24 protein-coding genes are annotated in these 25067 nt (G+C 35.1%); 8 read left to right on the plus strand and 16 right to left on the minus strand.

Going from position 1 to position 25067, the window contains the following annotated elements; all coding sequences use genetic code 11:
• The first annotated feature begins 144 nt into the window (after window positions 1-144).
• Window positions 145-1512 (plus strand): L,D-transpeptidase family protein, encoded by a 1368-nt coding sequence (locus ACEWK1_RS06510; RefSeq protein ID WP_416635776.1) that lies wholly within the window; start codon window positions 145-147, stop codon window positions 1510-1512.
• Window positions 1513-1564: 52 nt separating this feature from the next.
• Here the strand turns inward: ACEWK1_RS06510 and ACEWK1_RS06515 are convergent, their stop codons facing one another.
• On the minus strand, window positions 1565-1783 hold the full coding sequence (locus ACEWK1_RS06515) for a hypothetical protein (RefSeq protein ID WP_416635777.1): 219 nt from the start codon (window positions 1781-1783) through the stop codon (window positions 1565-1567).
• A gap of 331 nt (window positions 1784-2114) precedes the next feature.
• Here ACEWK1_RS06515 and ACEWK1_RS06520 point away from each other — a divergent pair, with 331 nt between their 5' ends.
• A complete protein-coding gene (locus tag ACEWK1_RS06520) occupies window positions 2115-2984 on the plus strand; it encodes a hypothetical protein (RefSeq protein WP_416635778.1) in 870 nt (289 codons plus the stop codon).
• A 144-nt stretch (window positions 2985-3128) separates the two neighbouring features.
• On the opposite strand, the gene ACEWK1_RS06525 is transcribed toward ACEWK1_RS06520, so the two are convergent.
• Window positions 3129-4685 carry an N-acetylmuramoyl-L-alanine amidase gene (locus ACEWK1_RS06525; protein WP_416635779.1) on the minus strand — a complete coding sequence of 519 codons (1557 nt, stop codon included), beginning with the start codon at window positions 4683-4685 and terminating at the stop codon, window positions 3129-3131.
• A gap of 272 nt (window positions 4686-4957) precedes the next feature.
• Here ACEWK1_RS06525 and ACEWK1_RS06530 point away from each other — a divergent pair, with 272 nt between their 5' ends.
• The gene (locus tag ACEWK1_RS06530) at window positions 4958-5122 is read left to right on the plus strand and encodes an aspartyl-phosphate phosphatase Spo0E family protein (RefSeq protein ID WP_247346403.1); all 165 of its coding nucleotides are present in this window, start codon (window positions 4958-4960) and stop codon (window positions 5120-5122) included.
• Window positions 5123-5222: 100 nt separating this feature from the next.
• Here ACEWK1_RS06530 and ACEWK1_RS06535 read toward each other — a convergent pair whose 3' ends face one another.
• Complete coding sequence (locus ACEWK1_RS06535) at window positions 5223-6158, minus strand: CAP domain-containing protein (protein WP_416635780.1); 936 nt, start codon at window positions 6156-6158, stop codon at window positions 5223-5225.
• A gap of 424 nt (window positions 6159-6582) precedes the next feature.
• Between ACEWK1_RS06535 and ACEWK1_RS06540 the strand changes: the two genes are divergently transcribed.
• Both ACEWK1_RS06540 and ACEWK1_RS06545 read left to right on the plus strand, forming a co-directional pair.
• Window positions 6583-8439, plus strand: a complete 1857-nt coding sequence (locus ACEWK1_RS06540) for an MBL fold metallo-hydrolase (protein WP_416635781.1) — start codon at window positions 6583-6585, stop codon at window positions 8437-8439.
• 42 nt (window positions 8440-8481) lie between these two features.
• Entirely contained in the window at window positions 8482-8733 is a 252-nt protein-coding gene (locus tag ACEWK1_RS06545; RefSeq protein ID WP_416635782.1) for a DUF3006 domain-containing protein, read from the plus strand.
• A gap of 163 nt (window positions 8734-8896) precedes the next feature.
• Here ACEWK1_RS06545 and ACEWK1_RS06550 read toward each other — a convergent pair whose 3' ends face one another.
• Window positions 8897-10603 (minus strand): methyl-accepting chemotaxis protein, encoded by a 1707-nt coding sequence (locus ACEWK1_RS06550; RefSeq protein ID WP_416635783.1) that lies wholly within the window; start codon window positions 10601-10603, stop codon window positions 8897-8899.
• A 147-nt stretch (window positions 10604-10750) separates the two neighbouring features.
• Window positions 10751-11590, minus strand: coding sequence for a class I SAM-dependent methyltransferase (locus ACEWK1_RS06555; protein WP_416635784.1), 840 nt, complete (start codon window positions 11588-11590; stop codon window positions 10751-10753).
• A gap of 223 nt (window positions 11591-11813) precedes the next feature.
• Here ACEWK1_RS06555 and ACEWK1_RS06560 point away from each other — a divergent pair, with 223 nt between their 5' ends.
• Window positions 11814-12014 carry a Spo0E family sporulation regulatory protein-aspartic acid phosphatase gene (locus ACEWK1_RS06560; protein WP_416635785.1) on the plus strand — a complete coding sequence of 67 codons (201 nt, stop codon included), beginning with the start codon at window positions 11814-11816 and terminating at the stop codon, window positions 12012-12014.
• A 398-nt stretch (window positions 12015-12412) separates the two neighbouring features.
• Complete coding sequence (locus ACEWK1_RS06565) at window positions 12413-13045, plus strand: response regulator (protein ID WP_416635786.1); 633 nt, start codon at window positions 12413-12415, stop codon at window positions 13043-13045.
• Between the two features lie 46 nt (window positions 13046-13091).
• On the opposite strand, the gene ACEWK1_RS06570 is transcribed toward ACEWK1_RS06565, so the two are convergent.
• The 5 genes from ACEWK1_RS06570 to ACEWK1_RS06590 form a co-directional block, all read right to left on the minus strand.
• Window positions 13092-15371 carry an ATP-binding protein gene (locus ACEWK1_RS06570; RefSeq protein WP_416635787.1) on the minus strand — a complete coding sequence of 760 codons (2280 nt, stop codon included), beginning with the start codon at window positions 15369-15371 and terminating at the stop codon, window positions 13092-13094.
• A gap of 42 nt (window positions 15372-15413) precedes the next feature.
• Window positions 15414-15587 (minus strand): hypothetical protein, encoded by a 174-nt coding sequence (locus tag ACEWK1_RS06575; RefSeq protein ID WP_416635788.1) that lies wholly within the window; start codon window positions 15585-15587, stop codon window positions 15414-15416.
• 15 nt (window positions 15588-15602) lie between these two features.
• Window positions 15603-15764, minus strand: a complete 162-nt coding sequence (locus ACEWK1_RS06580; protein WP_416635789.1) for a hypothetical protein — start codon at window positions 15762-15764, stop codon at window positions 15603-15605.
• A 245-nt stretch (window positions 15765-16009) separates the two neighbouring features.
• Window positions 16010-16165, minus strand: a complete 156-nt coding sequence (locus ACEWK1_RS06585; protein WP_162987491.1) for a hypothetical protein — start codon at window positions 16163-16165, stop codon at window positions 16010-16012.
• A gap of 155 nt (window positions 16166-16320) precedes the next feature.
• A complete protein-coding gene (locus ACEWK1_RS06590) occupies window positions 16321-17214 on the minus strand; it encodes a helix-turn-helix domain-containing protein (RefSeq protein ID WP_416635790.1) in 894 nt (297 codons plus the stop codon).
• Between the two features lie 292 nt (window positions 17215-17506).
• Between ACEWK1_RS06590 and ACEWK1_RS06595 the strand changes: the two genes are divergently transcribed.
• Window positions 17507-19141: a M4 family metallopeptidase gene (locus ACEWK1_RS06595; RefSeq protein WP_416635791.1), complete on the plus strand. Its 1635-nt coding sequence runs from the start codon at window positions 17507-17509 to the stop codon at window positions 19139-19141.
• 201 nt (window positions 19142-19342) lie between these two features.
• On the opposite strand, the gene ACEWK1_RS06600 is transcribed toward ACEWK1_RS06595, so the two are convergent.
• The 6 genes from ACEWK1_RS06600 to ACEWK1_RS06625 all read right to left on the minus strand — a co-directional run bounded on the left by ACEWK1_RS06600 (window position 19343) and on the right by ACEWK1_RS06625 (window position 25043).
• Window positions 19343-20308: an HD-GYP domain-containing protein gene (locus tag ACEWK1_RS06600; protein ID WP_212135635.1), complete on the minus strand. Its 966-nt coding sequence runs from the start codon at window positions 20306-20308 to the stop codon at window positions 19343-19345.
• A 64-nt stretch (window positions 20309-20372) separates the two neighbouring features.
• Window positions 20373-20627: an aspartyl-phosphate phosphatase Spo0E family protein gene (locus tag ACEWK1_RS06605; protein ID WP_255301506.1), complete on the minus strand. Its 255-nt coding sequence runs from the start codon at window positions 20625-20627 to the stop codon at window positions 20373-20375.
• Entirely contained in the window at window positions 20578-20739 is a 162-nt protein-coding gene (locus ACEWK1_RS06610; protein ID WP_162987492.1) for an SANT/Myb domain-containing protein, read from the minus strand. Before ACEWK1_RS06610 ends, ACEWK1_RS06605 begins: the two co-directional genes overlap by 50 nt.
• Window positions 20740-20765: 26 nt before the next feature.
• Entirely contained in the window at window positions 20766-21473 is a 708-nt protein-coding gene (locus ACEWK1_RS06615; RefSeq protein WP_212135634.1) for an EAL domain-containing protein, read from the minus strand.
• A 206-nt stretch (window positions 21474-21679) separates the two neighbouring features.
• A complete protein-coding gene (locus ACEWK1_RS06620) occupies window positions 21680-22408 on the minus strand; it encodes a LytR/AlgR family response regulator transcription factor (protein ID WP_212135632.1) in 729 nt (242 codons plus the stop codon).
• 7 nt (window positions 22409-22415) lie between these two features.
• The gene (locus ACEWK1_RS06625; RefSeq protein WP_212135630.1) at window positions 22416-25043 is read right to left on the minus strand and encodes an ATP-binding protein; all 2628 of its coding nucleotides are present in this window, start codon (window positions 25041-25043) and stop codon (window positions 22416-22418) included.
• Between the last annotated feature and the right edge of the window lie 24 nt (window positions 25044-25067).

The following is a 25067-nucleotide window of genomic DNA, read 5'->3' on the forward strand; positions in this document are numbered from 1 at the left end:
GAAAGAAACAAGTATGAGCGTGTCGAAATAAAACCTTTCTATCTACAAAAACACATATCATTCGCTCCAGTTTTTTACATTTTTTTCATCTAGTAAACTTTATACTTGATAAAAAGAATCTAATAATTTTAGTGGGTGAGAGTATTGAAGAAAATCGGGATAATTTTACTTTTTGTAATCGGATGTTTAGTAGGATTACAGCAACCAGCGCAGGCAGCAGGGAATGACCAATTTATCATTATTAACAAGGCGAATAACAAACTAGCATTTTTCGATAATTGGAAGCTTGTAAAAGTATTTGATGTAGCGACCGGAAGACAGGACTCATATACTCCTGAAGGCAGATTTAGAATTGTGAATAAAATCAAAAATCGTCCTTATTATACGAAAAACATACCTGGCGGAGATCCACGTAACCCATTAGGAGACCGCTGGCTTGGATTAGATGCAAGAGGTACATATGGAACAACATATGCCATTCACGGCAACAGTAATGAAAGCTCGATTGGAAGATATGTTAGCTCTGGTTGTGTAAGAATGCACAATAGCGAAGTACGCTGGTTATTTTCACAAGTTGAATTATACACAACGGTTGTGATCACAAATTCAAGTTCATCTTTTGAAGAGCTAGCAGTGAAGCATAACTATTTATCTCCGGACGTTCTTAATAAAGTGAATGCTCAAAAAGCAGGAAACGCACTTCTTAATGAATTATCAAATTATCAAGCAGCAATGAATGCTGGCTCTGTTACAAATATGAATAGCCTATATGACCGCTTTACAAAACAATTAAGAGCAACAGAAATAGCAATTGGAAAAGTTAGTGGAAAAAGCAACCGTGATCAACTTGAAGCAACCTATGTTCGCCCTGCTAAAGTAGCTGTGGAACGTACCATTTATGAAATATCTCAATATCGACTATTAAAGACTGTAGAGGAGCATCTCTCAAAAAATAAATTAACACATGCAGAAAATGAAATCACAAAGCTAGCAGGCTTAAAACGACGTGCCATTGCTATTAAAAATGCCGGTAATTACGAAGCGTTAAACCCTAAAATTGGCCGATCACTTCAATCTCTTGAAGCAACTGTTCAAGGAACCATTACACAGAAATCTCTTGCCCATTTTAATCAGGCCATCGGCAGTGCAAACATAGCGAATGTGAATAATCTATACGATTCCTTCACACGCAAAATTAGAACAACAGAGGTAGCCATTGGTCAAGTGTACGGAAGTGCCAATCGTAAAGCCCTTAATGATCAATACATCACTCCTGCCAAAATCGCAGTGGAAAGAACCATTTATGAAGTATCGATTTATCGCCTATTACTAAAAATCGATGTGTTAATTTCATCTAATAAAATCGATCAAGCGAATAGTGAGCTTTCAAAACTAGATCGACTCAAGCGCCGTGCAATAGAAATTAAGCGGGCAGGTGGCTATCAAAGCCTACCAAGTCGCATTTCTTCAGACCTAACTAAGCTAGAAGAAAACCTTCGAGCAAAGCTATAAAAACATAAAAAGGTGACTCATATATCGTGTGTATGAGTCACCTTTTTTATGCCTACCCTTCCTTTTTCCGGTCGTAAAAAGGAATCATCGTATACTTAATAGCAACAGCTAAAAAAATCAAAGCAAAGCACTGAAGATATTCATTCAGCTCAAACATCACTTCTTCTTTAAACATAAATACATCTAAAAGGATCGCAGAAAGAAGTAAAGCACCTGAAATACTGCTAAGGTAAAACAAAAATCTTGAGAAGATTCGCATGTTTATACTCATCCCTTCGCTCAGAATGGAGGTTTTTTCTACAGAATATCCCTTCACCAGTGGATCTATACTGATTTTCATATCGAAAGTATGTATTTCTATACATGCAAAATAAATTGTAAAAGTTGCAAAAATCATATTAAAGTTGCAAGATCTTAGCTAGAAGTTGCAAAGAAAAAACTAAAGTCGCAAAGAAACTAGAAATAGTCGAAATAACCTGCTTATCACCTCTTTCCACCCAGAAAATTTGCTAGGCACCATTGACTAATTCCGACAAAATTAGCCGAATTCTCCAGTTATAATGAATGAGTTGTAACAATTTCATAATCCGGGAGGAAAGTACGTGAAAAATTTCTTTAGTAAATTCTTTATTCTTGTGATTGCTCTAACATTTGGGGTATCAACACAAGCATCCGCTGCACCTAGCGTCGCTTACAAAGATGCTGACAAAAGTGGAAAAGTATTAACTGAACTACGTTTATCGTTTGAAGACTCGATTGATGCTGGAAACCTAGAACTTATTGACTTATCTTATGATGACTACTCAGCAGCAATCAAAAAAACAGAGCGAGCAATTGGTAAGGTTTCAGGAAAAACAAACCGCCGCGCTTTACTAGATAAGTATGTAACACCAGCCAAAATCGCTAGAGAAAGAGTGATTTATGAAGTATCACAGCTGCGATTACTACATATTATCCTTGGATTACAAAGCTCTAACCAATTTACAGAAGCTGAAGCAGCTTTCCAAAAGCTTGAGCGCCTTAAAAAACGTGCAGTAGAAATTAAAGAAGCAGGCGGATATGATCAGCTTCCTGAAGAAGTTGCGTTAACATTAGATTATTATGAAGAAACAGTAGTAGAAATTTTTGAATCCTATAAAAATGGCGATCAATTAAAGCTATTAATTAACCTTTTATCTACTTACGGTTATTTAAACTCTAGCAGCCCAAACGAGTATTTTATTCTAGGTGCTGATCCAGAAGTGGAAAATGGGTTCTGGTTAGGCTATCAGTCACCAACTTACGGTGATGATGTTTTCATGGCAACACTGAAAAGCTTCGACGGAACAAAAGCTACCTTTGAATATGATCTTACTTGGGACGATAGCGATGAAATAAGAACTGGTGAAATCTTCTTTGAAAATGGTGTGATTACTCTACACTATCTTGATTTTGAAGGTAATGATGTGGCTGTGGAGTTTGCGTTATATTAATAAATCCAGAAAAAACCTGTTCCATAACGGAGCAGGTTTTTTTCTTTATTCGCTAATAAGCTCTCCATGAGTATTAGATGGGATATATTGAGAAAAAGAATAAAAAAGAAGCGCACAATCATTATGCGCCCTTCTTCTTAAAACCTATTTATAATAATCCAAAACTCCCAATAAAATAGCCTCCGCTGCATTATCACGGAATTGACTTGTTTTAAGTCTAGCCGCTTCAGCTTCGTTCGAAATAAAACCAAGCTCAGCTAGTACGCTAGGCATAGTCGTATACTTAATTACATAAAAACCAGCATCTTTTACTCCGCGATTTCTAGTACCTAGCTTTTCTATTAATCTAGTTTGGATTTTTTCTGCTAACTTTTTACTTGCAGCACTTTCATAATTTCCATTCCAATATGTTTCTGTTCCATTAGCCGATTCGCTTGTGGCAGCATTAATATGCAAGCTGATGAAAATATCAGTTTTTGCATTATTTGCAACCTTTGCCCGATCTTGCAGTTCCAAGAATGTATCATCTTTTCTTGTCATGACGACCTTTGCACCCTCAGCTTCAAGCAACTTCTGTACCTTTAAGCCAACATCCAGCACAATATCTTTTTCTTTAAGGCCAAAACCTACAGCACCGGAATCCTTACCGCCATGACCAGGATCAATGCCAATTACTTTGCCTGATAACAAGGCGTCACCTGTACCTTGAGACGAACCAATTACAAGATAGTTTTTATGCACATAACAAACAGTTCCATTTATCTTGATTTGTGCCCAATCACCAACAAACTTATATACAGTGACACTGTCTCCATTATAAAGCTTCCCGACAACATCTGAGTCTAAGGACGGCTCTGAACGAACATTTAACGCACTAGCCGTGACGACTGCTTCAACTGGAGATGAACCTGAGTTTCCACCAGCTGCATAATCTTGCTTCAGCTTTTGTTCTGTTTGAAGTAAAGATTGTGTAATCGAGGTTGGTACATTTGCATAATTACCAGCTTTTTTAATTTCTACTGCTCTGTTTTTTAACCTTTGTAAAACAGCAAAATTGCTATTAGCTTGTGTTAAACTTCCTTGAGAAATATACGTATTGATTTTGTTTAATAGTCGATATTGAGACACTTCGTATATAACACGTTCTTTGGCAACTTTTGCAGGTGTTATGTAATAATCAAGAAGGATACGGCGAGATGTTGATCCGTAGACTTTACCAATTGTTGCTTCCACCTTTTTTAGCTGTGTGGAATATTTATCATATTGACTATTAATCTCACTGATTTGTCCCTTATTAATAGCCGCTTCAAACTGCTGCATATACTTACGAAGTGTATCACCGTTTGTTACACTATCAATTAAATAAGCAGCACGAAGACGATAACCATTCGCTGCATTTAATCTTTTTTGTAAATCGCTTTTTCTAGAATCACTTAAGTTATAAATAGCTGTTTGCGCCTCATTAATAGAAGCTTTTGACTCGTCATAAACAGACATAAACGAGGAGGAAATATTAATTTGCTTTGACGAACTAAGATTATAATACGATTTTAAGGCTTCTGCATCTTCTTCCGCTTCACTGACTAATTTCTCTACCGATGTGTATGAAGTTGCCGCCGATACATTTGATGGAGAAATGTACCCAACTACACATAACAAGACTGTAAGAAACATAGCCGTGATAATATGTCGGTTCTTCAAGCTTTCAAACTCCTTTCAATCTGTGATTAGAATAATATACCAATGTGTTTATTTTACTAGAAAAGTGGATAATTTTATATGAAAATTGTAGAAAAGTGTTGTTTTTTAGGTAGGTATTTTGAACGATTTTTAACAAAACGAACCCCCTAGGAGATTATTTTTATGTTAAGAGTCTTGAAAATGAAATATTTCACTCAAAAACCCTTAACATTTTTAGGAATATTCTGTAAAATATTCCTAGAAAAAATAATTTGATACACAGGAGAAAAGCTATGATTAAGTTAAAGATTTATTTTCTTAAATTACGGATTTATATCTTAAGAAAACAAATGGTCTCTACAGGAATGAATAAAGGGCTTAATCATCCAACTACTCTTAAACATAGTCAAGAGCTAGATTATCTTTTAAATACATATCGTTATTATAAGGAAAAATAAAATAGGGCAATTCTTAATTAAAATAAGAATTGCCCTAAGCGGGACGCAGGGACAGGTTCTTTGTCCCAAATGGGACAAGGAACCTGTCCCTTAGTTTGCCTTAGTTTGCAATATGCAAGATTGTTACATGGTCATGGTCAACGCCAACACCAGAGTAGCTAATATCATTTTGGAGTAAAATTTCTCTGTTTTGTGAGCTGTTTAGTAATTCTGAAACAGTTTTACGTGCAGATCCCCAATTCTTGGCGATATTAACACCGTAGCTTCCACCACCTGATGTTAAGCCGTAGCGTTCTAATAGGTCTTCAATTGAGCCATATTTTGAAGAATAAAGAGAAAAGTAATTACTTACATACATATCGTTTGATTTCTTTCTTGCTACTGCACTTAGCTTTTTATGTATTGTTAATGGTTTAATTCCATTTTCGTGGCGTTCCATATTGACTAGCAATAGCACATCAAGCTCGTAATTGTTAATTGTAAAGCTTACAGCTGGATCTGGAATGGCAAACGTATTATTTTTTAAAGGAACTTCGATACTTTCCAATTGTTTATTGATTGATCCTGGTACAGCTGCATAGTTACCAGCTTTCTTAATTTCCACTGCTCTTCTTTTTAAGCGATCAAGCTTTTGTAAATCACTATTTACTACGCTTACCTTGTTCGCAATTGCGTTCTTCCCAATTGCCTTAAGCAAGCGGAATTGAGAAACCTCATATATAACGCGCTCTCTTGCAACCTTTGCAGGTCTTACATATTTTGCTTGTAAAGATTTACGTGTACTAGATCCTGAAACTCTTCCAATTGCTCTTTCCGTTTTCTTGATTTGATTAGATAGTGCATCGTATTGTGCATCAATATCATAAATCTCTCCACTGTTAATCTTTTTATTAAAATCATTTAACAAATAAAGAAGATACTCCCCTGCATTAACAGCAGTTCCCTTTGATGATGCCTCTGCCTTACCTGGAGTATAAAGAGTTAAAATTAGAACTACACTTAAAACCAAACTAAATGCGATTTTTGAAAACCTCATTCACTTAACCTCCTAAATTTTACATTTATGCCTAACCTACCCAATTATCCTATTATTGTCATATATGTGTCTAGAAAAATTAAAACCTGCAAATCTACATTCTCAGTTATATCAAGGGTTACAACGTCTAAAACACAACTTTTTCAGTAGATAAAAAAGAGGATAAAAGGCCTAAAGAACTAAAATGTGTTTTTTTTAGATAAAAAAGTACTGTTCTAAGCTCGACAAAATTCGCGGTGCATGGGGACAGGTTCCGCGTCCCGTTCTCATGGGACAGAGAACCTGTCCCTTTGGACCTTCATGAGACACAGAACCTGACCCTCTGTCCCACAGGTCCTTCGTCCCATTTCCAATAAAACCCCCTGGAAAATCCATTTCATTTCCTTTACCATAGGCGATGGATATCAATTAAGGGGGTATTCTTTTGATTAAAAAGAGAAAAAAGATACTATTAAACACATTACTATTAGGTACAACATTATTAATCGCTCCAGTTGTGACGAATGCGTCTCCGGGTGGACTTGATGGGAACGGTGGTCATACTTGTCGTACCAACTGTTCACAGTACGGCTTAGAAAACGGTGAATATCACTATCACAGAAATGGTGAGATTGTTAAGGTCACTACTCCAACTACAAACACACCTACAACAAATTCGAGCAATGTAGCTTACCAAGATGCTGTAAATCAAGGTAAGATCCTCAATTCAAAATTATCAGCTTATCATCAGGCAATAAACAGTGGCGATATCGCGAAAATAAATGGACTATACGATGCTTTTACGAAGCAATTAAAATTAGTAGAATCAAAGATTGGTAAGGTATCTGGTTCATCTAATCGCTCAAGCTTAAATGAGCAGTATGTAAGACCTGCAAAAATTGCGATTGAAAGAACAATTTATGAAGTGTCACAGTACCGTTTGTTAAGTGTTATTAGTGCAGATATTGCAAATGGTAATATTGAAAAAGCTATTTCAAATACAGAAAAGCTTGAGCGTTTAAAGGATCGAGCTGATGAGATTAAAGATGCTGGTGGATATCAACAGCTGCCAAGTGGAGTGAATAAATCATTACGTGCTTCTGAGGCTAACCACCAAGGAAATCTTCTTACTCATTTACTTGCAAAATATAATGAAGCAATAAATAGCGGTGATATTTATGAAATTGACTTCCTTTATGATCAATTTACAAAGCAGCTACGCATAACTGAATTAAAAATTGGACAAGTTTCAGGTCCGAATAATCGTACAGCGTTAAATGAAAAATATATTACACCAGCCAAAATCGCAGTTGAACGCACGATCTACGAGGTTTCACAGCTTCGTTTAATGTACGTAATCGTTGACTTAATTGAGAGTGGTCAAACAAGTGAAATTGACTCGAAATTTAAAGTATTAGATCGTTTAAAAAATAGAGCAGATGAAATTAAGGATACAGGTGGCTACAAAGCACTTCCTTCTATTATTAAAGAAGATCTAGAAGGCTTTGAAGGAGAGTTAAGAAATCCTCAAGACTTTTCAGATTTAGGACTTTTTGAAGCTCATTTCATTGATGTTGGACAAGGTGACAGTACGTTATTAGTTACTCCTAACGGTAAAACAGTTTTAATTGACGGTGGTAAAGAATCTGAAGCAGATCAATTGATTCAACACCTTACGGACTTAGGAATCCAAACGATTGATTTAATGGTTGCCACTCACCCTGACGCAGATCATATTGGTGGACTGGTTCCTGTTTTAGAAAAATTTGAAGTGAAAAAAGTGGTTGATTCAGGTAAATCACATACAACTCAAACATATATGGATTACTTGTCACTTATCGATCAGAAGAATATTCCGTTTGAAATTGCACAAGAGGGTTCATTTTTGAATGTAGATTCTGCAGTTACGATTGAGGTTTTAAACTCCTTAGATGAAAGCAGTGATACAAATGATTCATCTGTCGTATTGAAGGTTTCATATGATGAATCAGATTTCTTACTAACTGGTGATGCTGATGCTGAAATCGAAGCAGAAATGATCGCAGAAGGATACAATCTCGACTCAGAAGTGTTAAAGGTCGGTCATCACGGTTCTGACACATCAACATCACAAGCATTCCTAGAAGCAGTTGATCCAATCATAGCAGCTGTCTCTGTTGGAGACAATAGCTACGGACACCCTGCCCCAACTGTTATGGATCGCCTAACAAGCTATGGAGTAGACCTCTACACAACACTCCAAAGCGGCGACATCATCATCACAACAGACGGACAGGAACTCACAGTTTACACAGAACGTTAACAAGGGGACAGGTTCCTTGTCCCACTCTAATGGGGTGTTTTAGTGAAAGCCAAAGTTTACACAATTGACCGCTTTGAAAAGGACTTGGCTGTTTTGCTTCTAAGGGTAGATGAAACAATTCAGGTTGATGTTCCCCGCAAACAGTTGCCGGATAGAATAGAAGTAGGTAGTATTCTCGAGGTTGAGTTTGCTGATGACGGGTCTGTTTTATTCGCAAACGTTCTAGAAGACGAAACAAGTACTGCTAAGAATAATGCTCAAGAGTTACTAAATAAACTAGCCAATAAGAATTAAAGCAGTGGGACGTGGGGACAGGCACCTTGTCCCACCATTATAGAGCTAGGATGAATTCTCCATATTGAAGATAAAGAAGGGGTATCCAACGGATACCCCTTCTCCTATGGGACAGTGAACCTGTCCCTCTGTCCCGACCTTTGGGACAATGAACCTGTCCCTATTAAGCCTCAAATCTTTTAATCAATCCATTTAGGTCATCAGATAATTCCGATAGCCCTTCTGCACTTCTGGCTATTTTTTCCATAGAAGTGCTTGTTTGCTGGATTGAAGCAGATGTTTGCTCGATTCCTGCGGCTGATTCCTCTGAAATTGATGCTATATTTGAAATTGAGTTGTTCATTTTTCCACATTCAATGTCAATATCGCTTAATCTCATGGCTACACCCTGAATTTTATCGACAACTTCCGTAATAGCCTGGTGAATTTCTTCAAATGTTTTCCCGGTAGTTTGAATATCACTCGTTCCTTTTTCCACTTCACTGTAGCCTTCCTCTAAAGACAACACAACATTGTTGGATTCCTTTTGAATGCTGGATACTATTCCTGTTATATCAGAAACAGATAAAGTAACCTGCTCAGCCAGCTTACGAACTTCACTGGCTACAACTGCGAATCCCTTACCATGTTCCCCTGCTCTAGCTGCCTCTATCGCCGCATTTAAAGCAAGTAAATTTGTTTGTTCAGCAATGGATTGAATAACGCCAACTAAGTTTGATATTTCCTTTGATTGAGTATCAAGTTGTTTTACTTTATCAACAGACTCTTTCACAATTGTATTAATTTTATCCATTTGACTAATGGAGGATTCCATAAGTCTAGTTCCTTCCTCTGTAAGCCCTTGTGCTGAAACTGCAGAAAACACAATGGTTTCTCCAAAAGAGTTGGATTCTTTAATTTTATCTACAAAGCCACTCATTGTTTCTGCCAGCTCTGATGCATCATTCGCTTGGGTTTCTGCACCAGCTGATAATTCTTGCATGGTGACTGCCACTTGGCTGCTTCCTTCTCTTACTTCAGCAGAAGATTGTGTTAGCACTAAACTTTGTCCTGATACATTTTCTGAAACAGAAGAAATCTGCTTGATCATGTCTCTTAAATTAACCAACATAGAGTTCATCGCCACACTAAGTTGACCAATCTCATCTTTACTATCATAATCACTTTCTTCTACTAATAGATTTCCATTCGAAATCTCGGTTGCCATATTGATAACATTATTTAATTTTTGCTTAATTTGACGGTTCACAAAAAATGCAATAATTACTCCTATGATGATATTAAAGAGAATAGCACTGAAGATGATTATGATCGTCTCTTTAATACTAGCCTCTGTTGCAACTATCGCTTTACCACGCGCTTCGTTGATCATTTCCTTTAATTCCATTAAGTGCCCAACGACCTCATTGCTCAATGCCTGAGTTAAATTTCTTTTAGCATCAAGACCTTCTGTACTCCCACTTTCTACTTCTGGAACAATTTCTTCCAAAAACACTTTATTCATTTCAGTATCACTATTTTGAATAAAAGTGAAAAGCTCTTCTTCTCTCTTAGTATCAGTCGAACTTTTTAGTTCTTCTTGAAGACTATTAAAAAGTGCTCGTTTTTCTTCAAAGTCAGTAACAAATTTTTCTTCCGGTGAGTAAATATAATCTGCGATTCGACCATCTTTGTCTCTAAAGATACCCGCCATATCAGCTGTTTTTACTGCTCGTTCTGATCTTCTCTCAAGTGCAGATAATTGATCTTGTATTTCTTGCATTTCATTGTATATAAAAAATGCAGAAATCGTGAAAAGAATAATCGAAATACTCAGTGCAAGATTATACTTCACACCAAGTTTAAGGTTTTTAAAGCGTTTAAATAACATCCTAAGTGCCCCCAAAAATAGTCTTTTGTTTTTATTATCGGTTAATTTTGTAAGCACTTTAGTAATTAAGCAGATAAAGTGACAAAAAGGGAGATTTCTTTCGACAAAATTCGGGAAGTGACAGGCACCCCCTACCTACCTATCTACCTATCTAGGTCTCCAGCTAATCAAAGCCGCATTATACTCATTCCTATAAATAAACTTCCCGTTCTCACACACAATATATTTACTTAGAACATCCTCCACCAATGATATATCTACGTTATCGGTTAGAATTTTACTCATATTTTTCTCTAAGCATTCTTCATACGATGAATATACTTGTGTTCTGGATAAAGGAATGATCTTACAATCTGCATAAATTCCTAGTTCATATAATAGATTGAGCAAATCAATATAATCTTTACGTGGAAACTTCACCTCAATACCATATTGTTCATGAAGTTCTAGGTAATGTGGCTGTATTGGACCTGTTGTCATCCCAATGACCGCTAATCGCTTCGCATGTTTATGAATATGAAGCAATGCTTTTTTAATTTCAAACATCCGATAAAAGCAATTAAAGCCAAAGATAACATCATAGTTTTTATTTAGATCGATATGTTCCCACTTTTCATGAATGAACTCAACGTCCGTCATATTTCGTTTATGTAATTCTCCCTTTAAAAAATCAAGAATTGCTGAAGAACTATCCACAAGTGCTAGCTTCTTTACTCTTTCAGCTAACGAAAACGTATAATTTCCCCATCCTGGTCCAATTTCAAGTAATTCATCTTGATCATCTATTAAACTTGAAACATGGTTCATTATTTCTATGGCATAAGGATCTGGTTTCCCGATGTTGTTTTTCTTTTTTAGCAACTCTTGCCAGAAGTTCTCCTCACTCTGATCATTTATCATTCTCTCAGGCAGATTTCCTTGCCAGTCTTTTATCCCTTCCTGCCACTTTTCTTCAATACTCAGTAACCTATTCTTTATATTTTCCATGTGACCTCCAGCATAAGTTTTTGTTTCCACTGTTCCAACATATATATTTATCTTAGCTACTATTATTATATCTTTATTATTGGCTTTATTACTAAGGAATAGGCTCTGCTAAATAACAGTAAGAGGTAATCACTTTATTTCAATTCCCGAAACTTTTGATTCACATTTTCACCATAATAATGTAAAATAATTAGGTAAATATACCTATCAGGAGTGACTGAGATTGGTTACTGCATTAACATCCAACACTCTAGAACTACTAGAGAAACAACTTGAAAAATCAATTATTGAACTACAAGAAGAACTAAAGAAAACTGTTAAAAGCTTTGGCCTCAACAGTACTAGAACAATAGGCAAGAGTAAACAATTAGATAAATTCATTTTCGAACTACAAGTATTAAAGCAACTTAAGAAGAGTTTATAGGGGGACATGCACCTTGTCCCATTTTTTAATTCAACATTAAAAAGGGTGTCCAATGGCGGACACCCTTTTTTGGTGGGACAAGGGACCTGTCCCTCTGTATTCTTCCTAAAAAACAGAAATTACAAAATACCTTGATTTAGGTTCAATTTCTATAACCTCTTCATGACTACCATTTTTGTCGTTCCAATTTATTGTTACAAACACTTCATCCGTTTTATTTTCTATCATCCTCAGTTTGATTTCCTAGGTTATTATTTTTGCACGGGACAGAGGGACAGGTTCTTTGTCCCCATTAAACTTGGCAAAATCAGTTAGTTTAGTGGGACAAGGGACCTGTCCCCTTGTCCGCAATTTTATTGTATACTTAAAAAAGAGCTTAGGGACGAGGGTGATTTTCAATGGTTAATGTATTAGTTGTCGATGATCATATCGCAGTAACTGAAGGAACGAAGGCTATATTAGAAACGTGTAATGACATTTTTGTTGATACTTTGTCGCCACCTTTTTCTATCGATTTGATCAAGGACAAAGATTATGCAAAATATGATGTTATTTTAATGGATATTAATTTAGGTTTGGATCAAAACGGAATTGAAGTGTCTAAACTCATTCTGAAGGACCAGCCTGATTGCAAAATCATTATTTATACGGGATATGATATTGAGGATTATTTTGTAGAGGCTGTCAAAAATGGGATTTACGGAGCTATAAATAAAAATACAACGAAACAGAATATCGTTACCTATATTCATCATGTTCTTAACGGTGAAATTGTAATGTCTTTAGAACTGTGTAAAAGATCGCTTAAGACCTCGGCAAAACAACCACCAAGAGAGAAAGTCGGCTACACGGAGCGAGAACGGAGAATCCTGGAATTATTAGGCGAAGGTCTAACAAATCAGGAAATTGCAGATAAAATCTACGTTAGTAAACGAACAGTAGAGTATTCCATTACTGAGATATTCAATAAGCTAAACGTATCGTCACGTGCAGAAGCGGTTTTAATCGCAAAATCTGAAGGATTGTTATAAAAAAAAGATAACCTCTCCTTGTCTTAGGCAAGGACAGGTTATCTTTTTATATTTCAATGATTACTTTAAATCCGTCACCAGGGTTCGTATCAATTTTCATTGTTCCATTTAACAACGCTACTCTTTCACGTATTCCAGACAATCCCATGCTGCTTTCTTTGGAGAAAACTGAATCTAAACCAGCACCGATTCCATTGTCTTCATAATGAATAACGATGGTCTCTTTAATGTTAACAAGGATTAGATTAATATGGGAAGCTTCTGAATGCTTAGCAGCGTTGTTTAATAGCTCTTGGACAATTCGATATAAGTTTAATTGAACATCCAAATCTTCAGGCTCGTTGAGATTATTCACATTTAAATTTACCGTCATATGATGGTTTTCTTCATGTTGATAAATTAACTTTTCCAATCCCTTTTTCAACCCTAGATCATATAAAACATTCGGTCTTAATTCATAGCATGTTTCTCTAGTTGTTTTAATGACCTTTGTGATGTGATTCATCATTTTGTTTATCTCATCAATACTTACATCATTACCGCTTATATACCATTCACTCGCTCTTTCAAAATTCTTTTGAAACGAAAGCAAATCTTGTAAAACGGAATCATGAAGGTCCTTCGCAACCTCTGATCTTTGTTTTTCTTCTAACTTATAGAGCACGCGGTTAAGCCATATTGGATTCGATTCTTCCTTTGAATGCTCCAAGTTTTCTAGATAAGACATGAGGTTTTCGATCTTTAAGAAGTTCTCAAGGGTTACATGGGTGTAATAGGCAAGAGTTTTTAGATACGAGAGTTCATCTCTCGTTAGGATAGGAGTATTTATTCGGGAAATACATACAAGTAAGTAAAAGTTTTTATCCGCTTCACCGACATTGATAATAAATCCCCTATTTAATTCAATTATCTGCCCGACAGCCTTATTACATTTCTTAATTTCTTGTTCGTAGTCCACAATGTCTTGGTCTAGCTCACTCAGTATAGTTGAATTCTTACCAATCTCAATATGGTAGATATCACTAACCAGTGTTATTTCTAGGATTGTTTTTTTCAGTTCATCCATGACCTGACTAATATTGTTAGCTTTCCTTAAGCTCTCCGTATATTGGAGGATACTATGTTGATAGTTTTTCTTTTCTGAGAAACGATTAAATTTTGTATCTAATATTTCCTTATAGTAGAAGGTTATCATATAGATCACTAATAAAAAGATAAATAACCGGATTGAATATAGTATTGGATTATTCCCTTTCGTCATTGCGACAACAGAAATACTAATTAATCCAGGGATTAATCCAATGAGAAAATAGTACCTTACTCGCCCAATCACAAAATCGATATCATGGATTTTATCTGCTAAAAATTGATAAACTAATGCAGTTGGGATAATGATTAGGAATCCAGCTAAAATAATTGGAGGAAAGATATAAACCTTGAATAGTGCATAAGGAATGATATAAAAAACGATAAAAGGTGAGATAGCAATGATATTTGATATAAGCAGAATTTTAATTAAATATTTTTGTGCCCTATATTCAATTCGTCTTAATCCTAAAACCATCACCAAAAACCCTACTAAATATAGGATAAAGAATGACAATAGATTTAAAGACTTTCGAAAAGATAATTCTACAAAGGGCAGTTGCTCAAGCAAAACATTTAGAATAACCAAAAGATAGCCAAGTTTATAGAAACATCTACTAAACCAAGCCCTTCCAATATCTGAGAAGTAGTGGTAAATAAAGTGCAGAAACAATACCGGAACCGCTAAAAACGTAACAAGGTTTAAATTTCTAAGGAGAAAATCCCCTCTCGTAGAACCACCTGCGCTAAAATGTGCAATGGAGAGATCCAATAGGAAAATAATTAAATAGATTGAAGGAAGATTTAAACCACCTTCATATGTTCTATAAATATGGAAACACGCATAAAGAACAAGGATACCAACAATAGATGGTACGATAATTAGAAATACGGTTTGTAAATCAAAAGTATAATCAAATTGAAATTCTTTTACTTCCCCATTATCCTTTTGCACAGTTATTCTTTCAGACTGTTCAATTCTTTCGTATTTATTTACTAATTCATATTTATGTGGATCTTCACCATTAACTGTAAGAATAATGTCCCCTGGTTCTAGTCCAAATGATTCAGCTATTGAACCCGGCTCTATCTCAACGACTGTAACAGGTACAGCTGGATCATTGGTAACCCTAGCCCCAATAAATGGATGCATAGTAATAAAAATTGTATTATATGCAATTATAATTAAAAAGACAATAACAGCTAAGGTGAAGAACCCTTTTGATTGTCTTTTATTCACTTTCTTTTTTAATGACTCCTTTTTGCTTTAAAAAGCTTTTGATTAGAACCAATATTTAGATAGAGACACCTTGCTGTGATCTGTAATCATTTTAATAACCTGAAGAGTCTCTTCCTTCGTTACTTTCACTAAAGAAGCTGTACCTGCTAAAACCGCTTGCTTTTCTACCTCATTGTTTCTTAGGTAATTAACTGTTTGCTCAACTGTTGGATTCATTCGAATCTCTCCTTTTTAGATGGTTTCTAAAAGTACATCTTTTATTGCTTTTTGTTCTATCTCATCTACAAAAAGTAGGCATGAGCGATTTAAAAGTATTTGTTCTAGTTCCTCTTTGTTCTTAGGATCAATTAGGTATGCTACTATATCGGATATTTCATAGTTTGATCGATTCATCATACCCTCCTTTAACACTTCTATTTTACTAAAATTGTAAGGTAATTGAAAATAAATTTTTTGTAAAATTAGGAGATATGTTGTTGATAATGGTATTTTTCGGTAAATTATTGTTGAAAGATAGATTAATCAATATGCAATTCTACTCATTGATATTTACAACCTCTTAGCAGTTACCCTTACTTTTAAGACAAAAAAACTCCCGCCTTCAAGTTCGGGAGTCTCAATTTCACTATTCATTCTCTTTAATGCTGGTCAGGTAAATCAGCGTAACTCGGTCCACTCACCGAAGCTGAAGTATCGATTTTAGCTGCTGATACTTGCTGAGGCTCAGAAAATAAAGAAATACTAGAAATCGTAAGTGCTACTGCAACAACTACATGTAAAAAGTACCGTTTCATAAACATGACCTCCTAACTAGTTTCTTCTATTATAATTGGAATTTACCTTTCATGATTTGGGCATGATGGGCATCTAGCTTTTGTTTCACCATGTTGTACTCTGTTTTAGAACCATACACATACGAAATTATAATAATAGGAATATTTTTATTAGATTAGGAGGCGCCTTTTTCCAAGAAGCCAGCCTCAATCCTTTGAGCTGCATGAATCATTTCTTCTTTTCCTTGCAATCTGAAGATCGTAATGGACTTTTTGATAAAGCTAGAACCATGATCAACATCACCCATACGATAATAATTCGAGCCACATTGAAAATAGAGCTCTCCTAATAAATACAAGGTTTCCATTCTTAATGCTTTTTTTATTCCTTTTTGACAAAATACAAGAGACTTTTGATAATCCCCCAAATCAGTATATGCTTTTCCGATACCATAGTAGATTCTCAAATAGATTGTTTCATCCTTTATCTCTTCTAAAAACTTCATACTTTGAAGCAGCTTTGTATATAGCTCTAGTGATTGTTCATATTTCCCTTTCTCTTTATAGAAAATGGCAAGGCTGTTGGCTATTTCAATTTCTCTTTCCTTCATTAGCGTTTTTCCATCTTTATAAGTCATAGAAAGGGCAAGCTTCAGCTTATCTATTCCACTTTGAAGATCTTTAAACAGGTAATGTTGACAAATTCCTTCATGCCATGTAAAAAACTGTTGATGCTCAATGGTTTGAAACAAAGCGTTTCCTTTTTCTTTTTGAACAATATGATAGACAGACTGATAATCACGTTCACGGATGTAATATCTGATCATTTGATACACATCCCTTACATAGTCCAGTCGTGGTGTTTCTGCTATTTCAAAAAAATAATTCATATCGACTCCGAGCTTACGAGATATTTTATATAAAATAAGGGAAGATGGGATTTCATTTGAATTTTCAATCTTACTAATTTGAGCTTGAGTACAAATTCCCTCAGCTAACTGCTGTTGACTTAAATTCAACGATTTCCTTAAGTCCTTAATGACACGACCAATATCAACAGTTTCATACATACTCCACGCCCCCTGCTCAGTATCTTAATCATAATCTACTAAAAAGAACATACCATGAAAGTGAACTATACATCTATGTTACTCTCTTCCATATTTAACATAAAAGAGAATATTCGTATAATTATAAAATATTTTAAAATAACAAGGACAATGGTTTTTTGAAAACACCTTGCCTTCTGTAAGGTTTGTTATTCGTTCTACACCACTTTGACCAGATGCTTCTAACCTTCTAAACTAAAAAAACGATAAAGCTTTCGCTAATCGTAAAATTTTTGTAAAGGGGATAGAAAAGATGTCAAAAAAACTAGCTACTATTGTTCTTGGTACCTCATTAGCATTCAGCACCATCTTACCCACATCCACATCATTTGCCCAAACTTCATCTGAAAAGCTCATGGAACAAATGAATCTAGAGCAAAAGCTGATCGAAAAGGACAAGGATGCTCCATTATTCCTCTCTGGAAAACTCTCAAAAGATAAAATGAAAAATGACAAAGATGTGAAGGAATTTTTAAAAGCAAACAAAGAGTTATTTAAGATTGATTCCCATAAAGAACTAACATTACTAGAAAAAGAGACGGATGAACTTGGCATGACTCACTACAAGTTTGCCCAAACCATTCATGGTGTGCCAATTGACGGAGCTGTCTTTGTTGTTCATACGAACGAAAACGATGAAGTCATCGCTACAGCTGGACAACTATATTCTGATGCTGCTGATAAGCTAGCAAAAGCACAAACAAAGGCTTCCATCACAGCTGAAAAAGCGGTAGATCTAGCCTGGAAAAAAATTGACTTAACAGAAAAAGAAACGAACAGTGGACATGAACATCAAGACGAGCTTTCTAGCTCAGAAAATACTCAAGTTAAGAAGGATTTAGTGATTTATCATCACGAGGGCACCTACACATTAACCTATAAAATCCAGCTACAATTCATAGAGCCATATGGAGCAAATTGGCAAATTTTTGTTAATGCAAAAGACGGTTCAGTTGTGGATGCTTACAACGCTGTTAACGATGCAGCTACTACCGGAACTGGTTATGGAGTACTAGGCGATTCTAAAACACTCAACACCTATTCCTCAGGTGGCACGTATTATTTATATGATGTAACCAAGCCGATGAATGGTGTGATTGAAACATTCACAGCACAAAATCGTTCAACATATCCTGGCGCACGTTCTGTTGATAGCAATAATGCTTGGACAAGCTCTACGCAACGAGCTGATGTTGATGCTCACTTTTATGCAGGAAAGGTATATGATTACTTCTTAAACACACATGGCAGAAATAGCTTTGACAATAAAGGTGCTACTATTCGTTCAACTGTTCATTATGGCAGTAACTATAACAACGCCTTTTGGAATGGTTCACAAATGGTGTACGGAGATGGCGACGGTAGTGTTTTCGCTCCATTATCAGGCGCACTCGATGTTGTTGCACACGAACTAACACATGCTGTAACAGATCGATCAGCATCTCTTGAATACCGCAACCAATCAGGAGCGTTAAATGAATCGTTCTCAGACGTTTTCGGATACTTCCTAGATCCACAGGATTATTTAATGGGAGAAGATGTTTATACACCAGGACAAGCTGGCGATGCCTTACGAAGTCTCTCAAACCCAGCTCAATTTGGCCAGCCTGAACATATGAATCAATATGTGAACACCACATCTGACAACGGTGGAGTTCATACGAATAGTGGAATTCCAAATAAAGCTGCTTATTATACAATCAGTAGCATTGGCAAAACACAAGCAGAAAAAATCTACTATCGTGCACTAACTGTTTACCTCACACCAACTAGCAACTTCAGTTACGCACGTGCTGCCTTATTACAATCTGCTGCTGATTTATATGGTAGTGGAAGTAGTGCTTATAGCGCTGTGAAGTCAGCTTGGGATCGTGTTGGGGTTAATTAAGATACACACGGTCGTCCCCATCTTTACACACGAGGGACATGGGGACAGGTCCCTCTCCCCAACCTTTAAACCCGAAATAAAAGGGACACGGGGTCAGGTCCCTCGTCCCCACCCTTACACACGAAGTATGGCAGAAATAAGTTAAAAGGACATGCTCTATATAAGGCATGTCCTCTATTAATTAGTCTCATGATTTCTACTTTAACCTTGGTCACTAATAATCTTCACATTTAAAATATCCGTCCCTTTACGATCAATAACCTGTATAAAGCTATCTACCACAGCCGGATCATAATGTGTTCCTCTACATCTTAAAATTTCCTTGACTGCAAATGAGAAACTATTGTTTTCCCTATATCTTCGATTAGAGGTCATCGCATCAAAGGAATCTGCAACAGCAATAATTTTTGCTTTAATCGGGATTTTCTGCCCCTCAAGGCCCGAAGGATAACCGCTTCCATCTTCTCTTTCATGATGATATAAAATTGCATCTAAAATTCCATTGTTACTAAATGTTTTTATGTGCTTAACTATATCATATCCTATCATTGGATGGGTTTTTATAATTTCATATTCTTCCTGAGTTAATCTACCTGATTTATTTAATATACTCTCAGGAATACCTATTTTTCCAAGATCATGTAACTGGGCAGCGAGTTTTATCTCACTACAAAACTTCTGATCAAACCCCATTTCCTTAGAAATTAATTCAGCATATCTAGCAACATTTGAGGAGTGAAAGGCAGTATACTTATCTCTTTTATCTATACTATTTGCCAGAGCTGTTGTCATCCTAACGAGATTTTCTTTTTGTTCAATACTATTTCGTACCAATGCTGATATCGCATACCAAATGGCAAAATAACTGATCCATTGAAAGAAAATAACTTCAATCTCAAAAGGTAAGCCATCTGGTGCTACAACATACCTAATAATAGTAACTAATATACTCTGAAGAATACCTTGCCAAACTGGTTTAAAAACAAGTCCTGAAAAAACCATAATGATACTATAAAGTCCGACTAAACTTCTGCCAGTATACACATGAAAATCTATCCAAATAAAAAGCGCAAAGACCAAGAAGAACAAATATCTATATGTTATTAATATTTTAATTTTTGAATTTAAGTAATCACTTTTATGAATAAAGGTTTGGAATAACTTCAACTTCTTCCACATCCACTAGAGTTTTCTTCGCATGGTTAAAAAAGAAAGCCTTCACAACATCCATTCAGCTAACTTTTAAACAGGTACATTTTTGATAGACTACGATTAATTGGTCTAACTCATGACTTTTCATAATTGTCTTTTCATCCAAAAATCCAAAAGCCTGGGCTGTATAAAATAAGTTCTGACGAGCTGCTTCGATTTTTTGAACTAACTTTTCTTTATCTCCCTCTACAAAAACACATCGATAACAACTTTCTTTCCTACGGTTATGCATATATTTTCTCATACTTAATTTTTCTATATCTTTTTTCAACACTAATAGCCGTTCTATCTAAAATATCAGCTATCTCCTTGAATCTCTTGCCACTTTTTCTTAACTTTAGTAATTTAAAGTCTTCACTTGTTGTCCAATGTTTGTATGTTCTCATTTTTCATCCCCTACCATTTGTAATTATTATGAAAGAGACCAAGAAGGCCTCCCCAAGAGATCGCCTTGTCCAAGAGTTACTTTTAATTTCTTTAAATAAGATAAATCTATTGAAGATTTTATTCCTTCCATTATGAGTACAATTCCCTCTTCCGTACAGTAGTCAACAAGGAGAGAAACGACCTTTTGCTTTTGCTCTGACGTATTTAAATTTAAAGATAAATAACTGCTTAACTTCACAATAGAAGGCTTGATTTCAGTCATCTTTTTTAGCGAATTAATCCCTTTTCCAACGTTCGTAAGCGCAACAAATATACCAAGCTCTTGTAGTGTATTAATTGTATTCTTTATATCTGATAGGTCTCGTCTATGCTCTTCCTCATTTGTTTCATCTAATTGAAGAACTAATCGACCGATTATATCTGGGAACTTCTTAATTAACTCATTAAGAAATTTTGGAAAGGTTTCATGAAACAAAGTAGATGGAAAGATACTAGTAAACAAGAAGTGCGATTTTAAAAAAGGAAAAGCTTCTATCGCCTTCTCAATTGAATAAATATCATGTTGGTATAAATGATTATGTTCACGCACTATACTATATACTTTTTCTCCATTTAAGCCCGGATTATTCCTAGTAAAACTCTCATATCCATATATAGTTGATTTAGCAATATTCCAGATAGGTTGAAAGCTATGATGTATACCATACATTTCGGATTCATTACTAAATGACATGAAAATCCTCCTCTTTCTAATTGAAACCATACTAAATACCTACTTTCGTCAAGTATATTTCTCAATTACAAATATGTCCAAGTGCGTTCATGTATCCTAACTAAATGTTTACACTCTCTTTAAATCCTTTTAGACAATATAATGAAACAATTAGACAAAATTATAAAATTTTAAGAAAAAAAAGAAATAGCAAGATTTCGCTATTTCTACTGTCTGGCAATTATAGTTTGGATTGATTTTAATTGAAGCTTGGATATCCTAGCTGGTTCTTTGTACCCAGAGAATTTAGCAAAGTAGGTTTGACCATGTGATTCAATATATTCGATTTGACTAACATTCACAATGTTTGATCGGTGGGATTGGACAAAATTATCCGGTAATTTGTCTAATAATTCTTCCAACGATAAAGATGATTGATAAACTTTATTACTTGTATGAATAAATGTTTTTCGCTCTTGCTTCTCAATATAATATATATCATTCGTTGGAATTACAGTAATATTGTTATAATATTTTAAAACCAATTTATTTTCCTGTTTTTTACTAGAAGGATCTTCTACTAATTCTTCTTCCTTTATTACCATATGGGAAGCTCTTTGCAGCGCATGTTTAAAACGGTCGAACTCTATAGGCTTAATAATGTAATCTACAGCATTTACACCAAAGGCTTCTAAGGCATACTCATCATTTCCAGTGATAAATATAATTTGCAAATTAGGTAACAATTTTTTACAAGACTTTATTGCATCCATACCATTTATTAAAGGCAATTCAATATCAACAAGGGCAATATCCGGTTTTTCGGTCACAATATACCGAATAAGTTCTTCTCCATTATTCGCCTCACCAACAATTTGATAGGATGGCATTTTTGAAAGAAACAACGATAAGATTTTTCTAGAAGGGAGATCATCTTCAGCAATAACTACCTTCATTTCTCTTTCACCTTCTTAAATAATAATTTAGTACCTCAAATAACTCTCCAATATCTATTGGTTTCGTTAAATAACGATTGCAGCCAACTTTCAATGCATTTTCAATATCTTCTTTGATAGCATTAGCACTTAATACAACGATAGGAACATTACTTTTATCTTCATTTCTTATTATATCAATGAACTCCAACCCATTAATATCCGGGAGACTTAAATCTAACAAAATAAGGTCAATATGACTACTCCTAAACATTTCAAGCCCTTTTTGACCTGTGGGAGCTATAAAGAGGTTTAACTTCTGATTCTTCTCATTCAACACATTTCTCATAAGCTCCCGATTCATTTCATTATCCTCTATATATAAAATAGTAGAATGTGAAATCGTCAAATTAGCCTTTTCAGCTTCCCTTTGTAATGAAAATTCATTTTTATTATTGGAGTGGATTAAAGGTATTTTCACTAAAACCTGTGTTCCTTCACCAAAGTTGCTAGATAATTTTATTGTGCCATTAAAGCGATGTAGAATTTGTTGCACAAGTGCAAGTCCTATACCAGCACCAGGGATTTGACTCTTATGAGAGCCGCTCCTATAAAATGGATCAAACACCCTCTTAATATCCTCTCTCGGTATGCCTATCCCAGTATCTTTAATCGATATACAAATATGATTGTTTTCTTCGTAAGTATGAAGAAAAATTTTACCGTTTCTTTTGTTGTACTTTATCGAATTGTCTAAAAGGTTTATAAATAGCTGTCTCAATTTTGTGCTGTCAGCCCAGACGATAGGGTCATTCGCTTGTTCGTTAAAGTAAAGTTTTAGATCCATCTTCTCAGTAAGTGGTTCTACCATCTTTACACTCTGTTGTAAAACGGAATTTACTGATACTTCTTCCATTTCAAATCTTAGATTCCCAGCTTCAATTCTAGAAAGATCTAATATGGAATCAATTAGTTTTAACAAATGGCGTCCTGCAGATAGGATTTCATAAACGTGTGAATGCTGTGTTTTCGTCAAGTCTGGCTCCATATCTAATACCTGTGCAAACCCTAATACACCGTTAAGTGGTGTTCGCAATTCATGACTCATCTTAGATAAAAATTCAGATTTCGCCCTATTTGCTTTATCTGCCTCTTCCTTTGCTACTAACAACTCTTTCTCAACCATTTTCTGCTTAGTAATATCTACAATCGTACTTACCACTTCGACTGTCTTTCCATCTTTAACTATAGGTTTTAACGAACTAAGTAAATTTAAACCGTTAATACTGTTTTCATAAATTACCTCAGCACCATTCCAGGCTTTTTCATATTGCTTTAAATGAAAGTGGTACATCTCGGACGATATCGGTAATTCCTCTAAAGCTTTTCCTAATATATCACTTGGCACTAAACCTACCTTATATAAAAATTGACCATCCACTAATGTATGGACAAAGCGGCTTCCCTCTTTTTTAAACTTATTAATAATACATAATTGATTATGTACAAGATCACGCATATCATCTTCAATTTCTTGTTGTTTACGAAAAGCTTCATTTCTTTTTGAAACATCTCTACCCATTAGATATAACCCGATTATCTTCTCACCATTTTTAATAGGGATAAAAATAAAATTAAAATCAATGAGCTCCCCATTTTTTTTAACAATTTGAATCTCAATAAAACTATTCATATCAGATTTTGCATCGTTTAGGGCCTTCTCAATATCTCGTTCTTGTTCCTTCATAAACAGGAAGTGAACGTACTGCCTTTTTACTTCTTCCTCCGTATAGCCGAGTAAGTATAATAATGTTTCATTCACTTCCCTAATAACTCCTTTTTCATCTACCTCGATAACCATTATAGGAGTTGAATGAAAAAGTGATTTAAATTTCTCGTCTACCAAATTTTTACTTATTTTCATATTTTCTCTATCCATGTAAACCAGAAAAAGGAAGTTGATAAAAATGAACAAAGCAGCAATTCCTATAAATAAAGCAATATGCTTGTGATCACCGTCATAAAAAGATAAATTTGATTGATCAGATATAAAAGTTGTAGCAGACAATAAGGAATATTGCACTCCGATTACGAGAATAGACATGACAATGGAGCATACCGTGGCCAGCGCTAAATAGCGAATCCTACTTAAAGACATACACTTAGCATATTGGATATAGTAAGGGGCAACCAACGTTAATATGATAGAAAAGCAAAGTGCTACTAACAGTCGAAACCAATCAAAATGTATCTGCCCCAAATGTCCAATCGAATAAATACCTGTCAGATGCATAGCGATAATGGTTAATGAAAAGATTAGACCTGCAATGAAACGATTGGTTTTTGTTTTATTCCCTAAAGTAAGATTATAAAAAGTAAATAGTAACCCCATAGAACCAAATAATAGAGAGATACCAAGCAAGACAAAATCGAATGTCGGAGTATGAGGATCTTGATAACCAATAAGTCCGATTAGAACAATCGACCATTGTGCGCATCCTGATCCGATTGCCATAAGGATAAGCGTAAGTAATCTAAATTTCCCATCTGAAGAAATTAATCTCCTAATGTACATTTGTCCTAAAAAGAAGCCAATAAAATTAATAATAGCAGCAACACCTAAGTAAAATAGATGTTTGTAATCCAAAATCTCCATTTTTATATCTCCTTCTAGTCTCCC

It is taken from the genome of Metabacillus sp. YM-086 (genome assembly GCF_048059995.1).
GTDB classification, from domain to species: domain Bacteria; phylum Bacillota; class Bacilli; order Bacillales; family Bacillaceae; genus Metabacillus; species Metabacillus litoralis_B.